The organism is Sphingopyxis bauzanensis, from assembly GCF_002205675.1.
GTDB classification, from domain to species: domain Bacteria; phylum Pseudomonadota; class Alphaproteobacteria; order Sphingomonadales; family Sphingomonadaceae; genus Sphingopyxis; species Sphingopyxis bauzanensis.
Genome location: NZ_NISK01000009.1, coordinates 25,550 through 49,389 on the forward strand (window position 1 = coordinate 25,550; position 23,840 = coordinate 49,389).

General features: G+C 64.7%; 23 protein-coding genes. 10 read left to right on the plus strand and 13 right to left on the minus strand.

The features are described from left to right. Positions 1–12 precede the first annotated feature (12 nt). From lpdA to mdh, 5 genes are all read right to left on the minus strand, one after another. Positions 13–1,422: a dihydrolipoyl dehydrogenase gene (gene lpdA, locus CDQ92_RS20235; protein WP_088444072.1), complete on the minus strand. Its 1,410-nt coding sequence runs from the start codon at positions 1,420–1,422 to the stop codon at positions 13–15. A gap of 99 nt (positions 1,423–1,521) precedes the next feature. Next, entirely contained in the window at positions 1,522–2,763 is a 1,242-nt protein-coding gene (gene odhB / locus CDQ92_RS20240; protein WP_088444073.1) for a 2-oxoglutarate dehydrogenase complex dihydrolipoyllysine-residue succinyltransferase, read from the minus strand. A 33-nt stretch (positions 2,764–2,796) separates the two neighbouring features. Then, entirely contained in the window at positions 2,797–5,619 is a 2,823-nt protein-coding gene (locus CDQ92_RS20245) for a 2-oxoglutarate dehydrogenase E1 component (RefSeq protein ID WP_088444098.1), read from the minus strand. A 91-nt stretch (positions 5,620–5,710) separates the two neighbouring features. After that, complete coding sequence (sucD, locus tag CDQ92_RS20250; RefSeq protein ID WP_088444074.1) at positions 5,711–6,601, minus strand: succinate--CoA ligase subunit alpha; 891 nt, start codon at positions 6,599–6,601, stop codon at positions 5,711–5,713. Positions 6,602–6,664: 63 nt separating this feature from the next. Beyond that, a complete protein-coding gene (gene mdh, locus CDQ92_RS20255) occupies positions 6,665–7,627 on the minus strand; it encodes a malate dehydrogenase (protein ID WP_088444075.1) in 963 nt (320 codons plus the stop codon). A gap of 231 nt (positions 7,628–7,858) precedes the next feature. Here mdh and CDQ92_RS20260 point away from each other — a divergent pair, with 231 nt between their 5' ends. Further along, the gene (locus tag CDQ92_RS20260; RefSeq protein WP_229667009.1) at positions 7,859–8,983 is read left to right on the plus strand and encodes a polysaccharide deacetylase family protein; all 1,125 of its coding nucleotides are present in this window, start codon (positions 7,859–7,861) and stop codon (positions 8,981–8,983) included. On the opposite strand, the gene zapE is transcribed toward CDQ92_RS20260, so the two are convergent. From zapE to CDQ92_RS20275, 3 genes are read right to left on the minus strand one after another with little or no spacing between them, the layout of a single operon-like run. Further along, the gene (gene zapE / locus CDQ92_RS20265) at positions 8,936–10,075 is read right to left on the minus strand and encodes a cell division protein ZapE (protein ID WP_088444076.1); all 1,140 of its coding nucleotides are present in this window, start codon (positions 10,073–10,075) and stop codon (positions 8,936–8,938) included. The genes CDQ92_RS20260 and zapE overlap by 48 nt on opposite strands. Then, the gene (locus tag CDQ92_RS20270; protein WP_229667008.1) at positions 10,072–10,569 is read right to left on the minus strand and encodes a PaaI family thioesterase; all 498 of its coding nucleotides are present in this window, start codon (positions 10,567–10,569) and stop codon (positions 10,072–10,074) included. Before CDQ92_RS20270 ends, zapE begins: the two co-directional genes overlap by 4 nt. After that, a complete protein-coding gene (locus tag CDQ92_RS20275) occupies positions 10,566–11,348 on the minus strand; it encodes a succinate dehydrogenase iron-sulfur subunit (RefSeq protein ID WP_088444077.1) in 783 nt (260 codons plus the stop codon). The genes CDQ92_RS20270 and CDQ92_RS20275 overlap by 4 nt, the downstream gene beginning before the upstream one ends. 128 nt (positions 11,349–11,476) lie before the next feature. Between CDQ92_RS20275 and CDQ92_RS20280 the strand changes: the two genes are divergently transcribed. From CDQ92_RS20280 to CDQ92_RS20300, 5 genes are read left to right on the plus strand one after another with little or no spacing between them, the layout of a single operon-like run. Further along, on the plus strand, positions 11,477–13,021 hold the full coding sequence (locus CDQ92_RS20280; protein WP_088444078.1) for a lipopolysaccharide biosynthesis protein: 1,545 nt from the start codon (positions 11,477–11,479) through the stop codon (positions 13,019–13,021). Beyond that, a complete protein-coding gene (locus CDQ92_RS20285) occupies positions 13,018–13,728 on the plus strand; it encodes an HAD-IB family phosphatase (protein WP_088444079.1) in 711 nt (236 codons plus the stop codon). Before CDQ92_RS20280 ends, CDQ92_RS20285 begins: the two co-directional genes overlap by 4 nt. Next, entirely contained in the window at positions 13,728–14,867 is a 1,140-nt protein-coding gene (locus CDQ92_RS20290; protein WP_088444080.1) for a hypothetical protein, read from the plus strand. The genes CDQ92_RS20285 and CDQ92_RS20290 overlap by 1 nt, the downstream gene beginning before the upstream one ends. Beyond that, entirely contained in the window at positions 14,864–15,967 is a 1,104-nt protein-coding gene (locus CDQ92_RS20295; protein WP_088444081.1) for a CDP-alcohol phosphatidyltransferase family protein, read from the plus strand. The genes CDQ92_RS20290 and CDQ92_RS20295 overlap by 4 nt, the downstream gene beginning before the upstream one ends. Beyond that, entirely contained in the window at positions 15,964–16,392 is a 429-nt protein-coding gene (locus tag CDQ92_RS20300; protein ID WP_088444082.1) for an HIT family protein, read from the plus strand. Before CDQ92_RS20295 ends, CDQ92_RS20300 begins: the two co-directional genes overlap by 4 nt. On the opposite strand, the gene CDQ92_RS20305 is transcribed toward CDQ92_RS20300, so the two are convergent. Genes CDQ92_RS20305 through CDQ92_RS20315 form a run of 3 tightly spaced genes read right to left on the minus strand, consistent with a single transcriptional unit; the run spans position 16,380 to position 18,876 of the window. Then, the gene (locus CDQ92_RS20305; protein WP_088444083.1) at positions 16,380–17,144 is read right to left on the minus strand and encodes a phosphocholine cytidylyltransferase family protein; all 765 of its coding nucleotides are present in this window, start codon (positions 17,142–17,144) and stop codon (positions 16,380–16,382) included. The two genes, CDQ92_RS20300 and CDQ92_RS20305, sit on opposite strands and share 13 nt — an antisense overlap. After that, complete coding sequence (locus tag CDQ92_RS20310; protein WP_088444084.1) at positions 17,141–17,926, minus strand: nucleotidyltransferase family protein; 786 nt, start codon at positions 17,924–17,926, stop codon at positions 17,141–17,143. Before CDQ92_RS20310 ends, CDQ92_RS20305 begins: the two co-directional genes overlap by 4 nt. Further along, positions 17,923–18,876, minus strand: coding sequence for an alpha/beta hydrolase (locus CDQ92_RS20315; RefSeq protein WP_229667007.1), 954 nt, complete (start codon positions 18,874–18,876; stop codon positions 17,923–17,925). Before CDQ92_RS20315 ends, CDQ92_RS20310 begins: the two co-directional genes overlap by 4 nt. A gap of 123 nt (positions 18,877–18,999) precedes the next feature. Here CDQ92_RS20315 and CDQ92_RS20320 point away from each other — a divergent pair, with 123 nt between their 5' ends. The 4 genes from CDQ92_RS20320 to CDQ92_RS20335 all read left to right on the plus strand — a co-directional run bounded on the left by CDQ92_RS20320 (position 19,000) and on the right by CDQ92_RS20335 (position 22,866). Next, positions 19,000–19,830 (plus strand): diacylglycerol/lipid kinase family protein, encoded by an 831-nt coding sequence (locus tag CDQ92_RS20320; RefSeq protein WP_088444086.1) that lies wholly within the window; start codon positions 19,000–19,002, stop codon positions 19,828–19,830. Beyond that, positions 19,827–20,675: a metallophosphoesterase family protein gene (locus CDQ92_RS20325; protein ID WP_088444087.1), complete on the plus strand. Its 849-nt coding sequence runs from the start codon at positions 19,827–19,829 to the stop codon at positions 20,673–20,675. Before CDQ92_RS20320 ends, CDQ92_RS20325 begins: the two co-directional genes overlap by 4 nt. A gap of 65 nt (positions 20,676–20,740) precedes the next feature. Further along, positions 20,741–21,829: an Rv3169 family protein gene (locus tag CDQ92_RS20330; protein ID WP_088444088.1), complete on the plus strand. Its 1,089-nt coding sequence runs from the start codon at positions 20,741–20,743 to the stop codon at positions 21,827–21,829. Next, positions 21,826–22,866, plus strand: a complete 1,041-nt coding sequence (locus CDQ92_RS20335) for a phosphotransferase family protein (RefSeq protein ID WP_088444089.1) — start codon at positions 21,826–21,828, stop codon at positions 22,864–22,866. Before CDQ92_RS20330 ends, CDQ92_RS20335 begins: the two co-directional genes overlap by 4 nt. Before the next feature lie 11 nt (positions 22,867–22,877). On the opposite strand, the gene CDQ92_RS20340 is transcribed toward CDQ92_RS20335, so the two are convergent. Together CDQ92_RS20340 and CDQ92_RS20345 are read right to left on the minus strand one after the other, a co-directional pair. After that, positions 22,878–23,438, minus strand: a complete 561-nt coding sequence (locus tag CDQ92_RS20340) for a type 1 glutamine amidotransferase domain-containing protein (RefSeq protein WP_088444090.1) — start codon at positions 23,436–23,438, stop codon at positions 22,878–22,880. Positions 23,439–23,574: 136 nt separating this feature from the next. Beyond that, positions 23,575–23,840 (minus strand): hypothetical protein (locus CDQ92_RS20345; protein WP_272897567.1); only part of this gene is annotated, 266 nt, incomplete at its 5' end.

Sequence of the window (23,840 nt, forward strand, 5' to 3'; positions counted from 1 at the left end):
CTGTGATCCCGATCAGACGTGGATCGGCTTGCCCGTCACCGCCATTGCCGCTTCCTTGATTGCCTCGCTGTGCGTCGGGTGCGCGTGACAGGTGTAGGCGATGTCTTCGGACGTCGCGCCGAACTCCATCGCCTGCGCCGCCTGCGCGATCATCGTTCCGGCAACGCTGGCGATGCACCAGACGCCCAAGACGCGGTCGGTCTTGGCATCGGCGATGATCTTCACAAAGCCGTCGGGCTCATGGTTGGTCTTGGCGCGACTGTTGCCCGCCATCGGGAATTTGCCGACCTTGATGCCTTCAGGACTTTGGGCCCTTTCCCTCGCCTGCTCTTCGGTCAGGCCGACCCCGGCGATTTCAGGCCAGGTGTAAACGACCGACGGGATGACGTCGTGGTTCACGATGCCCGTCTGGCCCGCGATATTTTCGGCGCAGGCGATGCCTTCGTCCTCGGCCTTGTGCGCGAGCATCGGGCCGGGAATGACGTCGCCGATCGCCCAGATGCCGGGCACTTGGGTGCCGAAATCATGACCAGTTTCGATCTGGCCGCGCGCGTTGACCGAAAGGCCCGCCTTGTCGAGCGCCAGCCCGTCGGTGTTCGGGCGCCGCCCGATCGACACCAGCACGACATCAGCTTCGAGCGTTTCCGCGTCGCCGCCTGCTGCGGGTTCGAGCGTCAGCACGGCTTTCTTGCCCTTGACCGCCGCGCCGGTGACCTTGGTCTTCAGCTTGAATTCGATGCCCTGCTTCTTGAAGATGCGGTTCGCATCCTTGCGGATATCGGCGTCCATGCCGGGCAGGATCTGGTCAAGAAATTCGACGCAGGTAACCTTCGCGCCCAGGCGGCGCCACACGCTGCCCAGCTCGAGCCCGATCACGCCGCCGCCGATGACGACCATATGATCCGGCACCTTGGCCAGTTCGAGCGCGCCGGTCGAATCGACGATGATCTGCTTGTCGTTGTCGACATCGACGCCCGGCAGCGGGGTCACCGACGAACCGGTGGCGATGATGATGTTCTTGGCGCGATAGGTCTTGCCCGCGATCTCGACGCTGTCCTTGCCGGTGAAGGCGGCATAGCCCTTCAGCCAGTCGACCTTGTTCTTTTTGAACAGGAATTCGATGCCGCCGGTCAGCCCCTTGACCGCGTCGATGCGCTGCGCGTGCATCGCGGGCAGGTTCAGCTTGGGGGTCACATCAATCCCCATCTTGGCCATCATGCCGTTGGCCGCGGCATCAAAATATTCGGACGCATGCAGCATCGCCTTCGACGGGATACAGCCGACGTTGAGGCACGTACCGCCAAGCGTCGCGCGGCCGTCGGCGCACGCGGTCTTGAGCCCAAGCTGGGCAGCGCGGATAGCCGCGACATAACCGCCGGGGCCGGAACCAATGACAAGAACGTCGTAGTCGTAATCAGCCATTTCAAACTCCGTTCGTCATCCCAGCGAAAGCTGGGATCGCTGGCTGCCAAGAGCGACGCCAGGGGGATAGCGGCCCCAGCTTTCGCTGGGGCGACGGCACTACAGATCAATCAGCAACCGCGTCGGATCCTCGATCGCTTCCTTGATCGTTTTCAGGAAGGTTACCGCCTCGCGGCCGTCGATCAGGCGGTGGTCGTAGCTGAGCGCCAGATACATCATCGGGCGGATCACGATTTCGCCGTTCCGCACGACGGGGCGATCCTCGATGCGATGCAGACCGAGCACCGCCGACTGCGGCGGGTTGATGATCGGAGTCGACATCAGGCCGCCGAACACGCCGCCGTTCGAGATGGTGAAGGTGCCGCCGGTCATGTCGTCCATCGTCAGCGTGCCGTCCTTGGCGCGCTTGCCGAGGTCGGCGATGGCCTTTTCGATTTCGGCGAAGCTCAGGCCGTCGGCGTTGCGGACGACCGGCACGACCAGCCCGTTCGGCGCGCTGACCGCGACCGACAAGTCCAGATAGTCGTAATAGACGATCTCGTCGCCGTCGATGCGCGCGTTGACCGCCGGAATATCGTGCGCGGCGAGCGCGGCCGCCTTGGTGAAAAAGCTCATGAAGCCGAGGCGGACGCCATGCTTTTTCTCGAACGTCTCGCGATATTTGTCGCGCGTCGCCATCACCGCCGACATGTCGACGTCGTTGAACGTCGTCAGCATCGCGGCGGTTTCCTGCGCCGCTTTGAGGCGCTTGGCGATCGTCTGACGCATCCGCGTCATCTTGACGCGTTCCTCGCGGCGGCCCGGGGCGCCCGATGCAGCGGGCGCGGCCGCCGGCGCAGGCGCAGCGGCGGGCGCTGCTTCGGGCGCCGCATTGGCGGCCGCAAGGACGTCTTCCTTGGTCAGGCGGCCATCCTTGCCGGTGCCTTTGATCCGGCTCGGGTCGAGACCATGCTCGAGCACCAGACGGCGCACCGCGGGCGACAGGGTGGTGACGCCGTCGCCGCTGTCCTCGGTTGCGGGCGCCGGAGCGGTCGCGGCGGGAGCCGGAGCGGCTGCTTCGGCTTTTGCGGCGGGAGCAGTTGCGGGCGCGGCGGCCTTGCCGTCACCCGCTTCGATCGTTGCGATCGTCGCACCGACATTGACGGTGTCGCCGACCGCGGCGACCTGCTGACCCATCACCCCGGCGACCGGCGAGGGAACCTCGACCGCGACCTTGTCGGTCTCAAGGCTGGCGATCGGCTCGTCGAGCGCGACGGCATCGCCCGGCTGTTTCAGCCATTCGCCGATCGTCGCTTCGGTAACGCTTTCGCCCAATGTGGGGACTTTGACTTCGGTGCTCATGCGTGCAGTTCCTTGGGGGGGCTTAAGCTTGGATCAGGCTTTGTTCTTGCTGCGGCGGATTTCGGCGCGGACGCTCAGGCCGAGCGCGTCGGCGACGAGCGCCGCCTGCTCGGTCTGGTGACGGCTCATCAGGCCCGTCGCGGGCGATGCCGCGGCGGTGCGGCCGGCGTAGCGCGGGCGCATGCCCTTTTTATCGGCAGCAGTCAGCGCGTCCTCGATAAAGGGTTCGACGAAGGACCAACCGCCGTTGTTGCGCGGTTCTTCCTGCGCCCACACCACGTCTTCCAGCTTCGGCATACGCTTCAGCCGCACGCTCAGTGCTTCACCTGGGAAGGGATAAAGCTGTTCGATGCGGATGACCGTCGTGTCGGTCTGCCCCGCGGCGTCACGCGCTTCCATCAGGTCATAGGCGACCTTGCCCGAACAGAGCACGACGCGCTTGACGTCTTTGTCTTCGAGCGCGGTGCGGTCGGACATGATGCGGCGGAAATGCGCCTCGCCGATGAAGTCGCTGCGCTGTGACACCGCCAACTTGTGGCGGAGCAGCGACTTGGGCGTCATGATGATCAGCGGCTTGCGGAATGGGCGGAGCATCTGGCGGCGCAGGACGTGGAAATAGTTCGACGGTGTCGAAATATTGCACACTTGGATATTGTCGCCCGCGCACAGTTGCAGGAAGCGTTCGAGGCGCGCCGAGCTATGCTCGGGCCCCTGCCCTTCGTACCCATGCGGCAGCAGCATCACGAGCCCGTTGGCGCGCAGCCATTTTGCCTCGCCCGATGCGATGAACTGGTCGATCATGATCTGCGCACCATTGGCGAAATCGCCGAACTGCGCCTCCCAAAGGACCAACGACTTCGGATCGGCCATCGCATAGCCATATTCGAACCCGAGCACGCCATATTCGGACAGCGGGCTGTCGAGCACTTCGAACCGGCCATGCGGGACGGTGGTCAGCGGCACATATTTGCGCTCGTCCTTTTGATCGACCCAGACGGCGTGGCGCTGGCTGAAGGTGCCGCGCCCCGAATCCTGCCCCGACAGGCGGACCTGATAGCCCTCGCTGAGCAAGGTACCGAAGGCGAGACTTTCGGCAGTCGCCCAGTCGAACACTTCCTTGTCGCTCTTGTCGGCGAACATCGCACCGCGCGCGTCGATCACGCGGCGCAGCGTCTTGTGGACGTCGAGGTCGTCGGGAACCGACGTCATGATCCGGCCGATTGAATCGAACAGCTTTTCGCTGACCCCGGTCGCGATATTGCGCCGCGAATTTTCGGGGTCGGCGGGGGCGTGCAACCCCGACCAGCGCCCGGCAAACCAGTCCGCCTTGTTCGGCTTGTAGCTCTTGGCGCCCTCGAAATCATCCTCGAGCCGCGCGATGAACTCGGCGCGGCGGGCATCGGCCCACCCGGCGTCGATCACGCCTTCGCTTTCCAGCTTCGCGGCGCAAAGCTGCGACACCGGCGGATGCTGGCGAATGCGCGCGTACATCAGGGGCTGGGTGAACGACGGCTCGTCGCCTTCGTTGTGACCGAAGCGGCGATAGCACCACATATCGATGACGACGTCGCGCTTGAACTGCTGGCGGAAATCGATCGCGAGCTTGCACGCAAAGGTCACCGCTTCGGGATCGTCGCCGTTGACGTGCAGGATCGGCGCCATCACGCCCTTTGCGACGTCCGATGGATAGGGGGACGAGCGCGCGAACTGCGGGCTGGTGGTAAAGCCGATCTGGTTGTTGACGATGAAGTGGATGCAACCGCCGGTATTGTAACCACGGATGCCGGAGAAGCCGAGACATTCCCAGACGATCCCCTGGCCCGCAAACGCCGCGTCGCCGTGAATCAGCACCGGGAGCACCTGCTCATGTTTGGTCAAATCGTCACGCACAACCTGCTGCGCGCGCACCTTGCCGAGCACGACGGGATCGACGGCTTCGAGGTGCGAGGGGTTGGGGACCAGCGACATATGCACCGACGCGCCGCCAAACTCGCGGTCGGTCGAGGTGCCGAGGTGATATTTAACGTCGCCCGAACCACCGATGTCGTCGGGGTTCGCCGATCCGCCGGCAAATTCGTGGAAGATGATCTTATACGGCTTCGCCATCACGTTCGCGAGCATGTTCAGACGCCCGCGATGCGCCATGCCATAGACGATTTCCTTGACCCCGTACTGGCCGCCATATTTGATGATGGCTTCCATCGCGGGGATCATGGATTCGCCGCCGTCGAGGCCGAAACGCTTGGTCCCGACATATTTTTTGGCGAGGAATTTCTCCCACTCCTCCGCCTCGATCACCTTGCTCAGGATGGCACGTTTGCCCTCGACCGAAAATTCGATGATCTTGTCGGCGCCTTCCATCCGTTCCTGCAGGAACTGGCGCTCCTTCAGGTCAGCGATGTGCATATATTCGAGGCCGACATTGCCGCAATAATTGGCGCGCAGCACAGCAACGAGCTCCCGCACCGTCGCACGCTCAAAACCCAAAGTGCCGCCGAGCCAGACCGGCCGGTCCTGATCGGCACCGACAAAGCCATGATATTCGGGGGTCAGGTCGGCCGGCAACTCGCGCTGGCTCAGCCCCAGCGGATCGAGATTAGCGGCGAGGTGCCCGCGCACCCGATAGGTGCGGATCAGCATCATCGCGCGGATCGAATCATTCGCCGCACGTTCGACTTCGGCGTTCGACAGCGGCGCACCGCCCTTCGCGGCGGCGGCCTTGACCGCGACCTGCATCTGCTGCGGGTCGAGCGCAGCGGTCAGGTCGTCGCTGTCGACCGGCGGCCAGTTTTTTGGCGCCCAGCTGGGACCGGCCTGCGGCTCATCGATGTCAAAGCTTTGTCGTTCGAGGTTCATTGTCTTTTCCATTCTCGAAAGAGAAATGGCTCCGGGGAGGATATGGGGAGCAACGCCCGCTAACAACGACTGTTGCCAGCGGGCGCTTAAATCACACGCGTTCTTTCAGCACTTCGACCAGGGTCGTGCCAAGTTCGGAGGGGCTGGCCGACATGGTGATGCCCGCAGCTTCCATCGCCGCGATCTTGCTTTCGGCGTCGCCCTTGCCGCCCGACACGATCGCGCCGGCATGTCCCATGCGGCGCCCCGGAGGGGCGGTACGGCCCGCGATAAAGCCCGCCATCGGCTTTCTGCGGCCGCGCTTGGCTTCGTCGATCAAGAACTGCGCTGCCTGCTCCTCGGCGTCGCCGCCGATTTCGCCGATCATGATGATCGATTTGGTCGCTTCGTCGGCGAGGAACAGTTCGAGCACGTCGATGAAGTTGGTGCCGTTGACCGGATCGCCGCCGATGCCGACGGCGGTCGTCTGGCCCAGGCCTGCATTGGTCGTCTGGAACACCGCTTCATAGGTCAGTGTGCCCGACCGCGAGACGACGCCGACGCTGCCCTTTGAGAAGATGCTGCCCGGCATGATGCCGATCTTGCATTCGCCGGGGGTCAGAACGCCGGGGCAGTTCGGGCCAATCAAGCGCGATTTCGAACCGCTGAGGGCACGCTTTACCTTGACCATGTCGAGCACCGGAATGCCCTCAGTGATGCAAACGATCAGCTCCATCTCGGCATCGATCGCTTCAAGGATCGAGTCGGCAGCGAACGGGGGCGGCACATAGATGCAGCTCGCGGTCGCGCCGGTCGCCGCCTTGGCTTCCTCGACGGTGTTGAAGTTCGGGAGGCCGATATGCGTCGTGCCGCCCTTGCCCGGCGTCACGCCGCCGACCATTTGCGTGCCGTAAGCCAGCGCTTGTTCGGTGTGAAAGGTGCCGGTCGCTCCGGTCATCCCTTGCGTGATGACTTTGGTGTTTTTGTCGATGAGAATGGACATATTCTAATTCTCCTGGGGAGAGTCAGCCCGCCGGGCGCAAGCACCGGGCGCAGCCAAAAAAGATCAAGCGAGGCTCGAATCCAGCGCCTTGCACGCGTCGAGCAGTTCCTTGACTGCGTCGACCGAAACCTGCAGGCCCGCCTTGTCGGTATCGTCGAGTTCAATCTCGACGATCTTCTCAACCCCGCCGGAGCCGATCAGAACCGGCACGCCAACGTACAGGCCGTCGAGGCCGTATGGGCCATCGACAAAAGCGGCGCAGGGCAGGATGCGCTTCTGGTCGCCCAGATAAGCTTCCGCCATCGCGATGCCCGAGGCTGCAGGCGCATAGAAAGCCGAACCGGTGCCAAGCAGCGCGACGATTTCGCCGCCGCCGCCGCGGGTACGCTTGACGATCGCGTCGATCTTGTCTTGCGACGACAGGCCCATCTTGACGAGGTCGGGGACGGGGATGCCGTTGACGGTCGAGTAGCGAACGACGGGGACCATCGTGTCGCCGTGGCCGCCGAGCACGAAGGTGTTCACATCCTTGACCGACACGTCGAATTCGTCAGCGACGAAGTGGCTGAAGCGCGCCGAGTCGAGCACGCCGGCCATGCCCACGACCTTGTTGTGCGGCAGGCCCGAAAATTCGCGCAGCGCCCACACCATCGCGTCCAAAGGATTGGTGATGCAGATGACGAAGGCGTCGGGAGCGTTGGCCTTGATGCCTTCGCCGACGGCCTTCATGACCTTCAGGTTGATGCCGAGCAGGTCGTCGCGGCTCATCCCCGGCTTGCGGGCGACCCCGGCGGTGACGATGATGACGTCGGCGCCCGCGATATCCTTATAGTCGTTCGAGCCGGTGATCTTCGCGTCGAAGCCCGCGATCGGACCAACCTGCGAGAGATCGAGTGCCTTGCCCTGCGGCACGCCTTCGACCACGTCGAACAGGACGACATCGCCGAGTTCCTTTTGCGCGGCGAGCAGCGCCAGCGTCCCGCCGATATTTCCGGCTCCGATCAATGCGATCTTCTTGCGTCCCATGGCGCGCGGCACTCCCTTCCTGGCAAGCCCGGCAATGCTTCACAGACCGGCGGCACACGGGCTAAAGTGCCATGCCGATCCCAAGACTGGGGTCGCCCCTACGCCGATTCCCTTAACGAAACAACCGCGAAAAGGTCGAAAAACCGCCTTTTTTTGCAAATAGTTCGCAGTAACAAAAGGAGGCGCTGCCACCTCTCTTGCGCGGGTTCGGATGGACAATGCAGCGCTTGAATGACAGGTTTCAGGATGTCGGGGGATGGCCGCATTGCCAATTTAACCCTCCTTTATCGCTGGGGTGCTAAGCGCGAGCGGATGACGCGGGCAATCATCAGTTTCGATACCGAGCTATCGGCCGGGCTGTACCAGCGCGGCGCCGATGCGCGCGCCAATTTCGAAAGCTCGATCCTCGGCCGCTGCCGGGACGGCGATTTCGGCATCCATTTCCAGATGGACATGCTCGAACGCCACGGCCTGACCGGGGTGTTCTTCATCGATCCGATGCCAGCTCTGGTGTACGGTCCCGAAGTCATCGATGCGATCGTGCATCCCGTCGTCGAGCGCGGGCACGAAGTGCAGGTGCATATTCATACCGAATGGCTGACCTTCGCACGCTTCAACCCCGTAGGGCGGCTCACCGGCCGCAACATTGGCGATTTTCCTCTGCCTGCGCAAAAGAAGCTGATCGCGCTCGCCCGCGACATATTGGTGGGCGCCGGCGCCCCCAAGCCGATTGCCTTTCGCGCCGGCAATTTCGGCGCCAACGACGATACGCTGCGCGCGCTGGCAGCGCTGGGCTTTCGCTTCGACAGTAGTTTCAACGCTAGCTATCTGGGTCATGGTTGCGCCATTTCACTCGATGCGGGCAACCTGGGAATGCGCGAGCACCTTGGCGTGGCCGAAGTGCCGGTCAGTGGGCTGATGGACCGCGCCAACCGCTTTCGCCCGGCCCAGCTCTGCGCGATGTCCGAAGAGGAAATGCGCGACGCGATCGACCATTCGGCCGCCAGCGGCGCGACCCAGTTTTCAGCATTCAGCCACAGTTTCGAATTGCTCAGCCGAGATCGCAAGGTCGCCAACCGGCTCGCCATATCGCGGATGGAGGCGCTGTGCCGCGCCGTTGCCGACGATCCGCGGGTGACCAGCGGCGGCCTGGCCACCTTGCCCGCGCCGCCCGCGCGTCCGGCGCGGATCCAGGTCGCTGCACCGCGGCCGCTGCGCACGCTGCGCCGCGTCATTCAACAAGGGATTGGGCATCTTGCGCATGAAGTGCGCTATGTTCGCGATGTTATCGCGGTGACGATCAACTCGTCACGCTGGGGAAAGATTGCCACCGGCGTCCTGCTGGCCATGGCCTAGCCCGAGATACTCATCGGACTGCATTTCGGCGAGGCGGCTCGCGGTCCGCTCAAACTCGAACGCGCCGTCACCTGCGACATAAAGCCCATCGGGCATCGCTGCCGCGCTCGCGAGCAGCTTGACCTTATATTCGTAGAGCGCGTCGATCAGCGTCACGAAGCGCGCCGCTTCGTTGCGGTTTTCCGGCCCCATGCGCGGGATACCGACGATGATAACGCTGTGGAAATGGCGCGCCACCGCCAGATAGTCGGACGCCCCGCGCGCTTCAGCGCACAGCCGCTTGAACGAAAAAACCGCAACGCCCTTCAGCGCTTTCGGGACATGCAACGTCCGCCCTCCGCCTAGGTCAAGATCGAGCGTCGGAACGTGCGCGCGGTCCTCGGGCGGATAGTCAGTCAGGCGGAAAAAGGCCGCCGACAGCGCCGCGCTCGCCGCCTCGTCGGCGGGCACGAACCAGCGCGCCCCGTCACCCAGCCGGTCGCGGCGATAGTCGGTGGGGCCGTTCAGTCCCATGACGTCGAGCTTCGCCTCGACCAGCGCGATGAAGGGCAGGAAATGCTCGCGGTTGAGCCCGTCCTTGTAGAGGTCGGACGGCGGACGGTTCGAGGTCGCAACCACCGTCACCCCGCGATCGATCAGCGCGGTGAACAGGCGCGAGAGGATCATGGCATCAGCGCTGTTGTTCACCACCATCTCGTCGAACGCCAGGCAGCGAACGTCCGCGACCAGCGCATCGGCGACCAGCGGGATCGGATCGCCCGCCTCGCTTTTGCGTACCTCGCGCATCCGCGTATGGACGTCGAGCATGAAGGCGTGGAAATGGACGCGCCGTTTGCGCTGGATGTGGAGCTGGTCGTAGAACAGGTCCATCAGCATCGACTTGCCGCGCCCGACCGCGCCCCACAGATAGACGCCGCGAGGGCTCTCGGGCTTGCGCCCGGTCAGCCGCCACAGCAGGCTGCCGCGCGGCGGCACCGCCTCGAGTTCGGCCTGCAACGCGTTAAGCCGCTCGGCGGCGGCACGCTGTTCGGGATCAGGGCGAAGCTCGCCGCCCGCGACGAGCGCGTCATAGGCCGCCAGCACCGACATCAGCCGCGATCCTTGCTCGCCTTGCGAATGGTGCCGGCGAAGCTCAGCACGATATGGCTGTCGCCTTCACCCTGCACCACCAGCCCGCGCAGGAAGATCAGGCGACCCGTCTCGCGCACCAGCTCCACGACCGCATCGAGCGGCTCGCCGACCCGCCCCGCGCCGACAAATTGCGTCGACAGGTCGAGCGTCACCGAATGGCCGGCGTTGAGCGAACCGAACTGATGCGACGCCGCGAACAGCGCGATATCGACCAGTGCCAATGTCACCGCGCCATGGACGTTGTTGCCCAGGTTGCTGTGCTTGCGCTCTGGGATCATCCGGACCCGAGCACAGGGGCGGCCATCCGCGGTCGATGGTTCGACCCGGACCGTCAGCGGCTCGATGAAGCTGTTGAAGCGCGTAGCGTCTTTCAGATCCCAGCTGAGCCAGCCATCGCCCGTTTCTTCGGCGCTAAAATGGTCGGCGCGGCGCGGCTCCTCGATCCCGTCGTTCACACCTGCCGCTCGGCCTCGAGCTTCTTGATCTCGGCGATCGCGCGCGCCGGGTTGAGCCCCTTCGGGCAGGCGTTGGCACAATTCATGATCGTGTGGCAGCGATAGAGGCGGAAGGGATCCTCGAGCTCATCGAGCCGCTCGCCGGTCATCTCGTCGCGGCTGTCGGCGAGCCAGCGATACGCCTGAAGCAGGATCGCCGGACCGAGGAACTTGTCGCTGTTCCACCAGTAACTGGGGCAGCTGGTCGAGCAGCAGGCGCACAGGATGCACTCATACAGCCCATCGAGCTTTTCGCGCTCGGCGGGCGACTGCAGCCGTTCCTTGCCGCTCGGCGTCGTCGTCTTGGTCTTCAGCCAGGGTTCGATCGAGGCATATTGGGCGTAGAAATGGGTGAAGTCGGGGACCAGATCCTTGATCACATCCATCGCGGGCAGCGGGGTGATCGTGATGGCGCCCTTCAGATCCTCGATCGCGGTGGTGCAGGCGAGGCCGTTCTTGCCGTTCATGTTCATCGAACAGCTGCCGCAAATGCCCTCGCGGCACGAGCGGCGGAAGGTCAGCGAGCTGTCCTGCTCGCTCTTCATCTTGATCAGCGCGTCGAGTACCATCGGGCCACATTTTTCGGTGTCGACCTCGAAGGTATCGAAGCGCGGATTCTGGCCGCTGTCGGGATCGTAGCGATAGACTTTAAAGGTTTTGACGGCAGCCGCGCCCTCGGCCTTGTGGACCTTGCCCGTCTTTTGCGGGCGGCTGTTCTTGGGCAGGCGGAATTCGGCCATGTCGCGAGGCTCCCTTAACGATTGCGGGCTGACTAGACCCGATTGGCGGGGACGACAAGGGGGTGATGGCGGGTTGAAAGCGCGAAAGCCGCTGGCAGCCGCGCGGGCAAGGCGCTAGGGCGGCAGCAATGAGCGAAAGCGCCGCCCAACCCGCCGTCACCAGCCGCAGCGTCGCGCGCGGGCTTGGCACCACGGTGCTCGCGCGGCTGGGCGCGGTCGTCGAAATCGTCGCGCAGCCGCTTTACGTGCTGATGTTCGGGCTCGCGGGCTATGGCCTTTATGCGGTGCTGTGGGCGACGATCAACCTGCTCGAAAATATCTTCGACCTTGGCATGACCAGCGCGATGCAGCGCACGGTGCCCCAATCGGCAAGCGATGCCGAAGCTGCCGCGGCACTTCGGACGGCGATGCTCTTTGGCGTCGGTCCGTGCCTGGCTGTCGCGGGCATCATCGCCTTTTTTGCTGCCGACCTCGCGCCGCTGCTCAACGTCGCCGAGCGCGATCGCCCGCTTGTCGTTCCCGCGATCCAGATCTTCGTCTGGGCGTTGCCGCTCTGGGCCTTTGTCGAGATTGCGACCAGCGCGATGCGCGCCCGCATGGTGTTCGGCGCGGAAATTCGGCTGCGGATCGTGTGGGAACAGATCATGCGGCTGGTGTTCGCCGGCCTGTTTTTCGTCGGCGGTTTCGGCCTCAAGGGGCTGTTCATCGCGCATCTCTGCTCGCTCGCGATCACCGCCATCCTCTGCGTCCGCCTGCTTTCCCGCTATTATAGTTTCGGCGATCTGCGGCGCGGAGGGCGGGGTAGCGACATCGAGCGCCAGACCTTCTGGGCCGGATTGTCGATCCTGCCGTCCAACGTCATCGCGCGGTTGTTCGGGGACGCGCCCGCACTGATCCTAAACCTGATCCTTCCGGGCGCCGCCGGTGCCGCGGCGGCAGGCCTGTTCACTATCGCGCGCAAGCTGTCGAGCGTCGTCCAGCTCGTCCGGATCGCCTTTGTCTATGTCATGGCGCCGCTTGCGTCGAGCGCCGAGCGCGAAGACCGCGCGCAAGTTGCCGACATCTATGCTTATGCGACGCGGCTGATTGCCGCGATCGCCCTCCCCCTCGCAGCTGTCCTCGCGGCGGGCAGCGCGTCACTGCTCAGCCTGTTCGGCGGGCAAGCGCAAGCGGCGCAGGCGGCGCTGATCATCCTGCTGTTCGCGCGCGCCGCCGAGGCGGTGCTCGGCATTTCGTCGCCGGTGTTGCAGGTGGTCTCGGCCTTTCGCCACCAGCTGACTGCAAGCTTCTTTGGCGTCGGGGTCGCGGTCGGCGCGGGCTGGCTGATCGTCGGGCATATGGACGCGCTGACCGGCGTGACGCTCGCGACGTCGATCGGCTTGGTGGTGATGGCGGGGATTCCGACACTCCAGCTGGCGATGAACGAAAAGCTGCATCCATTTGACCGCCAGTTCCCGGTCGTGGCGATACGCGGGATGGTACTGACGTTCGTCGCGGGCGGCGCCGCGCTGCTGGCCGACCGGCTGCCCGATCCGATCGCGCTGCCGCTGATCGTGATCATCGCCCTGGCATCGATCTGGGCAGCGATCCGCTTCGCGCTGCCCTATGCCGACCGCGCGTCGCTCGGTAAAGCGGGGCGAAAGCTGCGACTTATCGGGAGCGAGGTACCATGACCGACCACGCCACCCGCATCGCGATCTACGACCTCGACCGCACCGTCCTGCGCAAACCGACCTTCACCCTGTTCCTCTTGTGGGCGGCGGCGCGCGACGCGCCGTGGCGCCTGCTGTTGCTGCCCGGGCTGGCCGCGCTGATGATCGGCTATGCGCTGCGGTTTTATGGCCGTGACCGGTTCAAACCCGCCGCAATCCGCCTGATGCTTGGGCCGCATCTGACACCTGCGCGGGCCGCGCGGCTTGCGACACACTTCGCTACATGGCGGGTACAGCGCGATGTGCCGCCGGGCGCTCAAGCCTGCATCGCGCACGATCGGGCGCAGGGTTACCGGCTCTTGATGGCCACCGCGGCGCCTGAATTTTACGCCGGCGCGATTGCCGACGCACTGAAGTTCGACGCAATCATCGCCACGCGCCATCAGCGCGATCCCGACGGAAACTGGCTCCCGGTGCTCGACGGACCTAATTGCTACGGCGCCGAAAAGGCGCGGCGCGTGGCCGAATGGCTGAGCACCCATGCGGCAGGTGCCGCGCACATCCGCGCCTATTCGGACCATGTCAGCGACGCACCGACCTTCGCCCTCGCCGATGAATCCTGGCTTGTCGGCCGCGGCGACAAATTTGTCCGGCTGGCGGCGAAGCATGGCTGGCGGGTGGCGAACTTCGAAGAGGCTGCGGCAGGCGCCGCCGCCGAGGGCCGATAATGCGTATTCTCTTCCTGTTTATCGGCGAACCGCACCAGATCTTCCATGCGCTGCCCATTGCCGCTGAGATGGCGGCTACCGGTTGGGACGTTGAGGTCGCGGTTGCTAGTACACGCCATCTGCCGGTGGTCGAGCAGGTGGCGGCAGCCTACCCCGGTTTTGCTCCGCGCATCACGCTGCTCGGTCAGCGCGGGATCAGCCGCTGGCTGCGCGATCGCGCGGTCATACGCCATCCGCGCCTGCCGATCCTGTTCGGCGCGCTATCGTTCCTGCGGCAATTTGATGCGATCATCGTACCCGAACGGACGACGACCGCGATCCGGCATTTCCTGCCGCGGCGCACGCGACTGATCTTCACCCCGCACGGCGCGGGTGACCGGGCGATCACCTTCGACGCGCGCGACCGCCATTTCCATTTTGCGCTCGTCGCGGGCGAAAAGAGCGAGCAGCGAATGCTGGACGCCGGGACCATTCGACCGGGGCACTATGCCGTCAACGGCTACGTAAAAATGGACCTGATGCGCCGGCTTCAGACCAGCCGCGTTCGCCTGTTCAGCAACGGCCGACCGACCGTCCTTTACGCCCCGCATTTCCGGCGCGACCTGTCGTCGTGGGACCGGTTCGGACACGACATCATCGGTTGGTTCTCCGCGCAGGATCGCTACAATCTGGTCGTTGCACCGCATATCCGCCTGTTCGCCGAGGCCAGTGATGCCGAGCGCGCCGCGGTGATGGCGCTCGCGGTTCCCCAAAAGATTCTGATCGATCTGCAGTCCGACCGCTTGTTCGACATGAGCTATACCAGCGACGCCGACATCTATCTGGGCGACGTCAGCAGCCAGGTTTACGAGTTTCTCGCGACCCCGCGCCCGTGCGTGTTCCTCAATGCGCACGGCGCCCAATGGGTCGGTCATCCCGATTATCTGTTCTGGACCTTGGGCGACGTCGTCGACGATCTGGCGGGGCTGCCCCGCGCTCTCGACCAAGCCGCCGCACACCATCCGGGCTATCTAAACGCTCAGCGTGAACGGCTGGCCGAATCGATCGGCGGCGATCCCGCGGGCGCAGCACGGCGCGGCGCCGAAGCGATTGCCCGCTTCCTTGCAATGGACGCTGCGCAGGATATGAGCGGCGAATGAGCGAACCAACGACCCTGCCCGCCCTGGCGCTGATCGGCGACAATCCGACCCTGCTGTGGGGGATGACCAACGCCGAACGGCTGCGCCGAATGGCGCGCGCCGAGGGGCTTCCCGATACGCCCCCCGCCTCGGGCGCGCAGTTGTTCGTCAATCTCGACTATGTCTTCGATCCGGTGTGGCTACGCCACATCGTCACCCTCCCCGGCGCGGTGGTGATGGACGGCGAAACGCTGGTGATGGCGCATCTGACCGGCGGCGTGAACCCCGATGATGTCGCGGCGCACCGCGACGCGCTGACGATGATCGATTACCGCACCAATCCGCAAATTTATAACCGACAGCTTCGCAAGCTCGACACGCCGTTCATCCAGCGACTGACCCCGGAGACGCGGCGCGAAATCGAGCGCAAAAGCTATTTCGGCGCGTACAAGGGCGTCACCGATCTGCTGACCAAATATCTGTGGCCCGAACTGGCGCTGTGGCTGACGCGGATTGCGGCGAGCATCGGCATGACCCCCAATATGGTCACCGCAATCGGCGCGGCGCTGTGCATCTATGCAACCTATCTGTTCGCTTACGGGCACTACTGGACCGGGATGCTCGCCGCGTTCATCTTCATGGTGTTCGACACCGTCGACGGCAAGCTGGCGCGCTGCACGATCACCTCGTCCAAATGGGGCAATGTCGCCGACCATGGCGTCGATCTGGTCCACCCGCCCTTCTGGTGGTATTTCTGGGGCGTCGGGCTCGGCACCTGGGGCTTGGCGCTGTCGGACCGGACCTTCCTGCTGGTGATGATCGCGGTCGTAGCGGGCTATGTGCTCCAGCGCGTGATTGAGGGGATGTTCATCAAGGATTTCGGCATGGACGTCCATGTCTGGCGCCGGTTCGACAGCCAGTTCCGCCTGATCACCGCGCGGCGCAATCCGAACATCGCGATCCTGTTCTTCGCCACCCTCGCCGGGCGCCCCGACATCGGGTTGATCGCGGTCGCCTGGTGGACGATCATCTCGCTGGTTGTCCATGCGGTACAACTGGTGCAGGCCTATGCCGCGCGGCGCGCCGGACGCCCGATCGTCAGCTGGATGGAAGATGCATGAACGAAACCATTGCCAAATTCGGCCACCCCGCGACGCTGATCGCCGAATATGATCATTGGGTCGTGCTCCTCCGCCCCGCACAGCCGGCGCTCGGCGCGCTGGTGCTCGCGGCGAAATCCGACGCGACGGCGTTCGGCGACTTGCCTGCCGCGGCGCATGCCGAGCTCAAAGTCGCGACCGCGGCGATCGAGGCGGCGCTGACCGGCGCCGTCGGCTATGCAAAGATCAACTATCTGATGCTGATGATGGTGGACCCGCACGTTCATTTTCACGTCCTGCCGCGCTACGACGGCGAACGCTCGGGGGCGGGCCTGACGGTTGCCGACGCCGGTTGGCCGGGGCAGCCCAATCTGGCGCACGCGGTGAAGCTGGACGAGACGCAGATCGCCGCGCTCACCGGCTGGCTCAAGCCCTATTTCGCGTAGAGCCCTTCCGCCGCCCATTTGGCGGTGAGCGTATCGGCGGCTTCGACATCCTGCGGGAAATCGACTTCCTGCCACGCCAGCCCCTCGATCGACACCGTGCCGACGCGGTTGCCCTTGGCGATCACGTCGATCGCGCGCAGATACCAGCGTTCGACCCCTTCGGGGGTGCGCATCATCTGGTCGACCTGGCTGCGAAAGATCGACGGACCGTCGCCGACGAAAGCGAGCATGCCGATCGATTCGGCGTTGGTGTCGGGGGGCAGCAAGCGTTTGCCGATGTGATGCAGTCGCCCTTCGGCGTCGCGGTTCACCTTCATATCGTCGTCGTCATAGTCGGGCTTGACGTCGACGGTGACGGTGATCGGCTCGTTCGCGCCCGCGATCAGTTTCGCGACGAGGTCGTCCGAAATGATGGTGTCACCGTTGAGAATGATGAAATCGCGGTCCATCTCCTCGCGCGCGATCCAGCAGGTACCGAGATTGTCGGCGACCTGAAAGAACGGATTGAACAGTGTGCGGATGCGCACCCCGGTGTCGCGGTAGAGCTGCAGCGCATGATCCTCGACCCGCTCGGTGCGAAACCCGGTGACGACGACGATGTCCTTGATGCCGTTCGCGGCCAGCGCCGCGACCTGCCACCCGATCAATGTGCGACCGTTGAGGTCGATCAGGCATTTGGGAATGTCGCGGGTCAGCGGCAGCAGGCGCGAACCCTGCCCGGCCGACAGGATGATAGCTTTTTCGATGGTCATAGCGGCTGCCCTATAGCGGCTTGCCGCCGCGCGGCAAATATCCGCTCGATCAGCTCAATGTCGGAGGGCTTATCGGCGTCGATGCACGCCTCGGCTTCGGACATCGGCACGATCCTGGCTTTCAGCCCGAAGCGCAGCCCGGCGCGTGCAACACCCTGCTGGATCGTGAATAGACGAAGCAACGCCCCGCTCAGCAACCACGGGCCGAACGCGGCAACGATCTTCAACCCCTTTTTGCGATCACGCTCGATCCGGCCCCAGAAATCGAGCAGAGGCATCACGCGGCGCCCCCGCAGGTAGAACATATTCGCGCCCGACCACCAGCCGCCGCGGAATTTTAGCCAGGTGCGTTTGGATTCGGGATAGCGCGCGAGCAGCACGGCGCGCTCGACCATCGCCACTGCGACATCGCTATCCGCGGCGCCGGTTAGGAACTCGGCGACCATCGTCGGCGTGAGCAGGACATGATCGGCGGTGGTCACGAGCAACGGATCGTCACCCGCGGGCAGCGCCGCGGCGAGCGAGCTGCTGATCCCCTGCCCCGAATCGGCGAAATGCACGTCGGCGAAGCCTGCCAACTCTGGCTCGGCGGCCAGCTCGGCGCTGCTCTGCGCCAAGATCGTGATCGGCCCGACGAGCGGCGAGGCGCGGAGCGCGCGCACCACATGCACCAGCATTGCGTGGCCCGCGATGGGCAGCAGCGCCTTGGTCGAGATCCCCCTGCCCGTCAGCAATGGGTCGGGACCGGGGCGACTGCCCGCGAGGACGATCGCCGGGATCATTCGGCAATTGGCGCGGGCGAAACACGGCGCGCGGTGACGCCGCGCAGGAAATCGGTCATCTCGGGCAGGATCGGCCCTTTGTACGCCAGCGGTTTGGTCAGGGCCATGACCAGGTCATTGTGGCTCAACCCGTGATATTCGCGCAGCGTCGCCGAACCGCCGACCTTGTGCATCGCCGCCGCCAGTCGGCGGCTGTTGCGGACTCGCACCACGGTGTCGGCGGTGCCGTGACCCAACCACAGCGGCGCCGCATCGGCGCTCACGAAAGTGATCGGCTGCGTCTTCTCAACCGGGCGGATATCGCCCATCGCGACATCGGCGCGGCCACCCTTTTCGAAGGGGTAGAAGTCATAAGGCCCAGCGAGCGCCGCGACGCCGCGGATCACCGACGCGTCACTGCCTGCCGCCTTCATCCACTGTGGGTCGAGCGCCAGCATCACCGCGTTATAGGCACCCGCCGAATGGCCCGACAGCGCGATGCGATCGCGATCGCCGCCATAATTCGCGATATGCGCGTCGGTCCACGCCACCGCGGCGGCGCTGTCGTGCAGGAAATCGGGCCAATGACCCTCGGGCACAATGCGATAATCGGGGATGACGACGACAAAGCCCTGCTTGGCAAAGGCGCGTCCGGCAAAGCCATAGTCGTCGCGCGCGCCGCTATACCAGCCGCCACCATAGTGGAAGACGAGCACCGGCAGCTTGTCGGTTTTCTTGGTCCCCGTCGGTACCCAGATATTGAGTTTGTTGCGCGGCCCTTCGCCATAGGGCTGCCCCGCGACCAGTAACGTCGCGCCGTCACTATCACCTAGAAACCGGTCGCCAAAATTCAGCGATTTCGCGCCGCCCGCGACGATCATTCGCGCCGCGCCGCCGAACAGCAGCACGAGCAGGACGGCCACCACCAGATATTTGATCAATCGCCGTCCCTTGGAAATCTCTGCTGCCATGATTGCGCCCTACAGGGCAGCGCGGGGCGCGACAAGACGCCGCCCCGCCCGGTCCGATCGGGATGGCGAAAGAGCCGCGATGATGTCCGCCACCTTTTTCGCGCTCGTGCGTAGAACAGGACAATGACCAGCCATTTCTCCCGCCCCGCCTTGATCTGCAACACCCAGAGCGGCGGCCACGACGAGGCTGTGCGCGAACAGATCGAAATGCTCTGCCGCGACCACGGGACGCCGCTGGTCGCGACCTTTGCCTTGCCCGACGGCGACATTCCCGATGCGACCCAATTGAAGCTGCAACGCATCGACCTGCTGCTGGTATGGACCGGCGACGGCACAATCAACGCCGCGGCGACGCAGGCGGCGGGTTGGGATGGCGCAATCCTGGTGCTGCCCGGCGGGACGCTCAACCTGTTGTCGAAGGCGCTGCACGGCGACCGGTCGGCACCCGAAATCCTGACCGATGCCCTGCAAGGCAAGATGCGGCGCAGCGCGATCCCGACGATCCGGTCCGACACCGGCACCGCCTTCATCACCGTCGTCGCTGGTCCGGCAACGCGCTGGGCCGAGGTGCGTGAGACGATGCGGCAGGACGGGATCATCGAGGCAAGCCGCGCCGCGCCCGAGGCGCTCGACGAGATGATGAACGCCCCGGGCGTCCGCGTGGGTGCCGACGGCAAAGCCTATCCGGCCGTGATCCTGACCCCGACGCCAACCGGCATCCGCGCCGATGGCATATTGACCGAAGGCACCGGTGATGTGCTGCGTCACGGCCTTGCGTGGCTCGGCGGCGACTTCCGCGACGGGCCGAGCGAGCCGATCGCAACCGGCGTGACGCTCGCTCTTGAAAGCGACGAGAGCATCTGTCTCGAGTTCGACGGCGAGCTCGGCGAAATGGCGTCGCCGGCCCGCTTTTCGATCGGCACCAGCGCGGTCGATTTCGTCGCGACGGCATGACGCGGCTGTTCCATATCAGCGATCTGCATTTCGGACTGGAGGATCGCGCCGCGCTTGACTGGTTCCGCGAATGCGTCCGGCGCGAACAACCCGACGCGGTGCTGATCACCGGCGATCTGACGATGCGCGCGCGCAGCCATGAATTTGCCGCAGCGTGCGATTGGATCGAGGCGCTCGACGTGGCGGTCACGGTGGAGGTCGGCAACCACGACCTGCCCTATTTCAACCCATTCGCGCGCTTTTTCTGGCCCTATCGCCGCATCCGGCGAATCGAGCGGCTGGTCGAACGCGAGCTTGATTTTGCCGATGTCGCGGTGGTGCCGCTCAAGACCACCGCACGCGCGCAGTGGCGGCTCGACTGGTCGAAAGGCTGGGTGACGCGTGATGCGCTCGCCAAGACGCTGACCGCGATCGACGCGCTGCCGAGCGGGATCACCGCGCTCGTCACCGCCCATCATCCGCTGGTCGAAGCTGGAACAAAAGGACGCGCGCTGACCCGCGGCGGCGCGCGGGCGCTTGAGGCGCTGGCATCGCGCGGCGTCGCGGCGGTGCTGACCGGCCACGTCCATGACGCGTTCGACCTGGTCGCGCCCACCACCGCGGGTCCGATCCGCATGATTGGCGCTGGTACCTTGTCGCAGCGCATCCGTTCGACCCCGCCCAGCTTCAACGAACTTCGGATCAAGGATGGCGCGGTCGAAGTCCGCGTCCGCAATGTCGCGGCCGTCCCCACCCCCGACATGCAGATCACCGATATTCCTACCGACGCCCTGCCGCCGCGCGACCCCGGCGAACCGGTGGCACCCATCCACGCCGTCCCGCCGGTTGATCCGCCGGTGCATTGACGCCGCCCATTGACGCCCTTGGCCATCCCGTTAGGTTGCAAGAAAAAACGGGATGAGGAACGACGATGCTGACCAAGGGCGACGATTTCCCGCTGCACCAGAGCGCCGAGCCGATCGCCTTTGCGGGCACCGATCGCAATTTTTACGACCGCTATTTCTTCAACGGTTATGCTCCCGACGGATCGGTGTTCTTTGCCGCCGCGATGGGATTTTATCCGCAGCTCGGGATCGTCGATGCTGGCTTTTGCATCCTTATCGACGGGGTGCAGTATAACTTGCGCGCCAGCCGCCGCTCGGCGGGCGAGCGGCTGGATTTGGCGGTCGGTCCGATCGTGATCCGCATCGACGAACCGCTGGAGCGGCTGACGCTCACTGTCTCCGCCAACGACGGCCCGCTCAGCGGCGAGTTGCATTTCACCGCGCGCCATTTTCCGATCGAGGAACCGCGCTTCACGCGCCGCAACGGCACCCGCCTCTTCATGGACTATACCCGCATGACCCAGAACGGCCATTGGTCGGGCTGGCTGGCGGTCAATGGCGCGCGCGTCGATGTCGGGTCCGACTGGGCCGGGACACGCGACCGCAGCTGGGGCATCCGCCCGGTCGGCGCCGCCGAACCGCAACCGCCGCCGCAGGGCAATTTTCACCAATTCTTCTGGCTGTGGACGCCGTGCAATTTCGCCGATCGCTCGTTGTTCTTTCACAGCAACGACGATGGCGAGGGCAGCCCGTGGAACCGGCGAGCGGTGGTGGTGAGCGGCAAGGGCGCTGAACGCCATTTCGCCGATCCGGCCTTTGCCGCCGAATGGCTGCCGGGAACGCGACGCCTGAACAAATTGACCGCCGATTTCGACGGGAGCACGCGTCTGACCCTCACCCCCAGTGGGCCATTGTTCGCGATGAGCGGGCTCGGGTACACCCATCCCGTCTGGGGCCACGGCTTCGATCATGGCGCGCTGGAAGTCGCACATGACAGCCTCGCTGAGGCCAAGCGGCAGTGGGGCAATCCGCTCGCGATGCACGTCCAGGCGCTGGTTAGCGCCGAGCTGACTGATGGCGACCGGACCGATGTCGGGGTGGGGGTGCTCGAACAGTTATTTGTTGGCCCGCACGCACCTACTGGCCTCTCCGGGCTGATGGATCCAGCCGCATGACCTTTCCGACGTCGCCCGAGGCGATGTCTGCCGATTGGCTCGGCGGGGTGCTCGGGCAGCAAGGAAGGCTTAAAGGTTTCACTGCGACCAAAGTCGGCACCGGGCAAATGTGCGATAGCTACCGCCTGACGCTCGACTGGCAGGATAACACCGAAGCCCCCGCGACCGTGGTCGCAAAATGCCCGAGCCATGACGAAGCGAGCCGCAATATCGCCAAGCTCACCGGCACTTACGTCAAAGAAGTCAGCTGGTATCGCGAGCTCGCCGCCGCGAGCGGAGTTCCGGCGCCGCGCTGCCATCATTCGGAGATTGCCGACGATGAGGTCGGCTTCATCCTCATCCTCTCCGACCTCGCCCCGGCGCGGCAGGGCGACCAGCTGGCAGGACTTGGCCTTAACGGCCTCGTGCCGTGCATCGACGCTGCGGCCAGCCTCCACGCCTATCTCTGGAATGATCCGCGCCTCGCGCAAATGCCGTGGCTTGCCCGCGATAATGGCGATCTGGTCCGGGCGCTATTCCCGCAGCTTTATCTGGGATTTCGCGAGCGATATGCCGCCCGCCTGGCGCCCGAAATCCTCGACGTTGGCGCGGGCATCGTCGCGCAGCTCGACGCTTATCTGTCGCGCGAGCCCGCTGCACGGGCGCTCGTCCATGGCGACCTTCGCATCGACAACATCCTGTTCGCGCCTGACGGCGACGCCTGCTGGCTTGTCGACTGGCAGACGCTGGGGCGTGGCAGCGGCGCCGCCGATCTCGCCTATCTGGTCGGCACCAGCATCGCCGACCCTTTGGAACGCGCCGCCGCCGACCGCCCGGCCTTCGACCATTGGATCGCGGCGTTGCGCGCACGAGGTATTGCCCCCGACCCGCCGGCGCTGTGGGACGATTACCGCATCGGGGCGCTCAGCGGCTATTTCATGGCCGTTTTTGCGTCGATGAACGTCGAACGCACCGACCGCGGCGACGAAATGTTCGCGGTCATGGCCGAGCGCCCGGCGCGGCAGGCGCTGGCGCTCGGAAGTTTGGATTTGCTCTGACGTTGGCGTAACTAGGCCTCGATCCGGCTCTCAGCCACAGCCTCGATAATCGCATCGCAAAAGGCGGGCAGGTCGTCGGGACAGCGGCTGGTGATGATATTGCCGTCAACCACGACTGCCTCATCGACAAATTCCGCACCCGCATTGATCACGTCGATACGGATTGACTTGTAACTGGTCAGGCGCTTGCTCTTTGCAAGCCCCGCCTCGATCAACAGCCACGGAGCATGACAGATAGCCGCAATCGGTTTTCCAGCGCGGTCGAAGTCGCGGATCAGCCCCACCGCGGCATCATCGACGCGCAATAAATCGGGGTTGATCTGGCCGCCGGGCAGAACAAGCGCAGCATAGTCGGCGATATTGACGTCGGCGATCTTCAGATCGACCTCGATGTCGTCGCCCCAATCATCGCCGTCCCATCCCGTAATGTCGCCCGATTTGAGCGACGCGATATCGACCACTGCGCCCGCCGCCTGGAGTCGTTCAAGCGGCACCTCAAGTTCGGATTGCTCGAACCCGTCGGTGGCCATGATGAGAATGCGGTGCGAGGCGAGCGGCTCGGCGTTTGCCATGGGATAATCCTTTCATACTGGAGTATCCGCAACGCCGCCCGCGACCTGGATGTTGCATCCTGCCGCCATCGCCGCGCCATGATCGGGTAGGGGGATTCCTCACGGAACCCCCCTCCCACACCACCGGGCATACGTTCTACGTACCACGGCGGTTTCCGGTAATGTTCAACGCTGCGTGATGATGAGCGAGGCTGACAAGTCCTTGCCGGTTGAACCATGCGATGGTCATGGCTTCGGCGGCCTGGGGGCTGCCGGCCAGTCGCCACCATCCTTTTCCCGAAAGCGCCAGAACCCACGCGCGCCATTCCGGGACGCCGGCTTCCTGGAGGAAGTTGGCGATCGACATGGTTCGCTTGCATTGTTTCAGCCGGGCGCAGCGCAGCTTTCGCCGGAGCCACGAGT

Coding starts and splice junctions, on each gene's coding strand:
- CDQ92_RS20280 (WP_088444078.1), top strand. CDS start 11,477: ATGAGCGAAAGCGCCGCCCAACCCGCCGTCACCAGCCGCAGCGTCGCG.
- CDQ92_RS20260 (WP_229667009.1), top strand. CDS start 7,859: ATGACAGGTTTCAGGATGTCGGGGGATGGCCGCATTGCCAATTTAACC.
- CDQ92_RS20340 (WP_088444090.1), bottom strand. CDS start 23,438: ATGGCAAACGCCGAGCCGCTCGCCTCGCACCGCATTCTCATCATGGCC.
- CDQ92_RS20325 (WP_088444087.1), top strand. CDS start 19,827: ATGACGCGGCTGTTCCATATCAGCGATCTGCATTTCGGACTGGAGGAT.
- odhB (WP_088444073.1), bottom strand. CDS start 2,763: ATGAGCACCGAAGTCAAAGTCCCCACATTGGGCGAAAGCGTTACCGAA.
- CDQ92_RS20245 (WP_088444098.1), bottom strand. CDS start 5,619: ATGAACCTCGAACGACAAAGCTTTGACATCGATGAGCCGCAGGCCGGT.
- mdh (WP_088444075.1), bottom strand. CDS start 7,627: ATGGGACGCAAGAAGATCGCATTGATCGGAGCCGGAAATATCGGCGGG.
- CDQ92_RS20315 (WP_229667007.1), bottom strand. CDS start 18,876: ATGGCAGCAGAGATTTCCAAGGGACGGCGATTGATCAAATATCTGGTG.
- CDQ92_RS20310 (WP_088444084.1), bottom strand. CDS start 17,926: ATGATCCCGGCGATCGTCCTCGCGGGCAGTCGCCCCGGTCCCGACCCA.
- CDQ92_RS20320 (WP_088444086.1), top strand. CDS start 19,000: ATGACCAGCCATTTCTCCCGCCCCGCCTTGATCTGCAACACCCAGAGC.
- CDQ92_RS20295 (WP_088444081.1), top strand. CDS start 14,864: ATGAGCGAACCAACGACCCTGCCCGCCCTGGCGCTGATCGGCGACAAT.
- CDQ92_RS20330 (WP_088444088.1), top strand. CDS start 20,741: ATGCTGACCAAGGGCGACGATTTCCCGCTGCACCAGAGCGCCGAGCCG.
- CDQ92_RS20290 (WP_088444080.1), top strand. CDS start 13,728: ATGCGTATTCTCTTCCTGTTTATCGGCGAACCGCACCAGATCTTCCAT.
- CDQ92_RS20305 (WP_088444083.1), bottom strand. CDS start 17,144: ATGACCATCGAAAAAGCTATCATCCTGTCGGCCGGGCAGGGTTCGCGC.
- sucD (WP_088444074.1), bottom strand. CDS start 6,601: ATGTCCATTCTCATCGACAAAAACACCAAAGTCATCACGCAAGGGATG.
- CDQ92_RS20285 (WP_088444079.1), top strand. CDS start 13,018: ATGACCGACCACGCCACCCGCATCGCGATCTACGACCTCGACCGCACC.
- CDQ92_RS20300 (WP_088444082.1), top strand. CDS start 15,964: ATGAACGAAACCATTGCCAAATTCGGCCACCCCGCGACGCTGATCGCC.
- lpdA (WP_088444072.1), bottom strand. CDS start 1,422: ATGGCTGATTACGACTACGACGTTCTTGTCATTGGTTCCGGCCCCGGC.
- CDQ92_RS20275 (WP_088444077.1), bottom strand. CDS start 11,348: ATGGCCGAATTCCGCCTGCCCAAGAACAGCCGCCCGCAAAAGACGGGC.
- CDQ92_RS20335 (WP_088444089.1), top strand. CDS start 21,826: ATGACCTTTCCGACGTCGCCCGAGGCGATGTCTGCCGATTGGCTCGGC.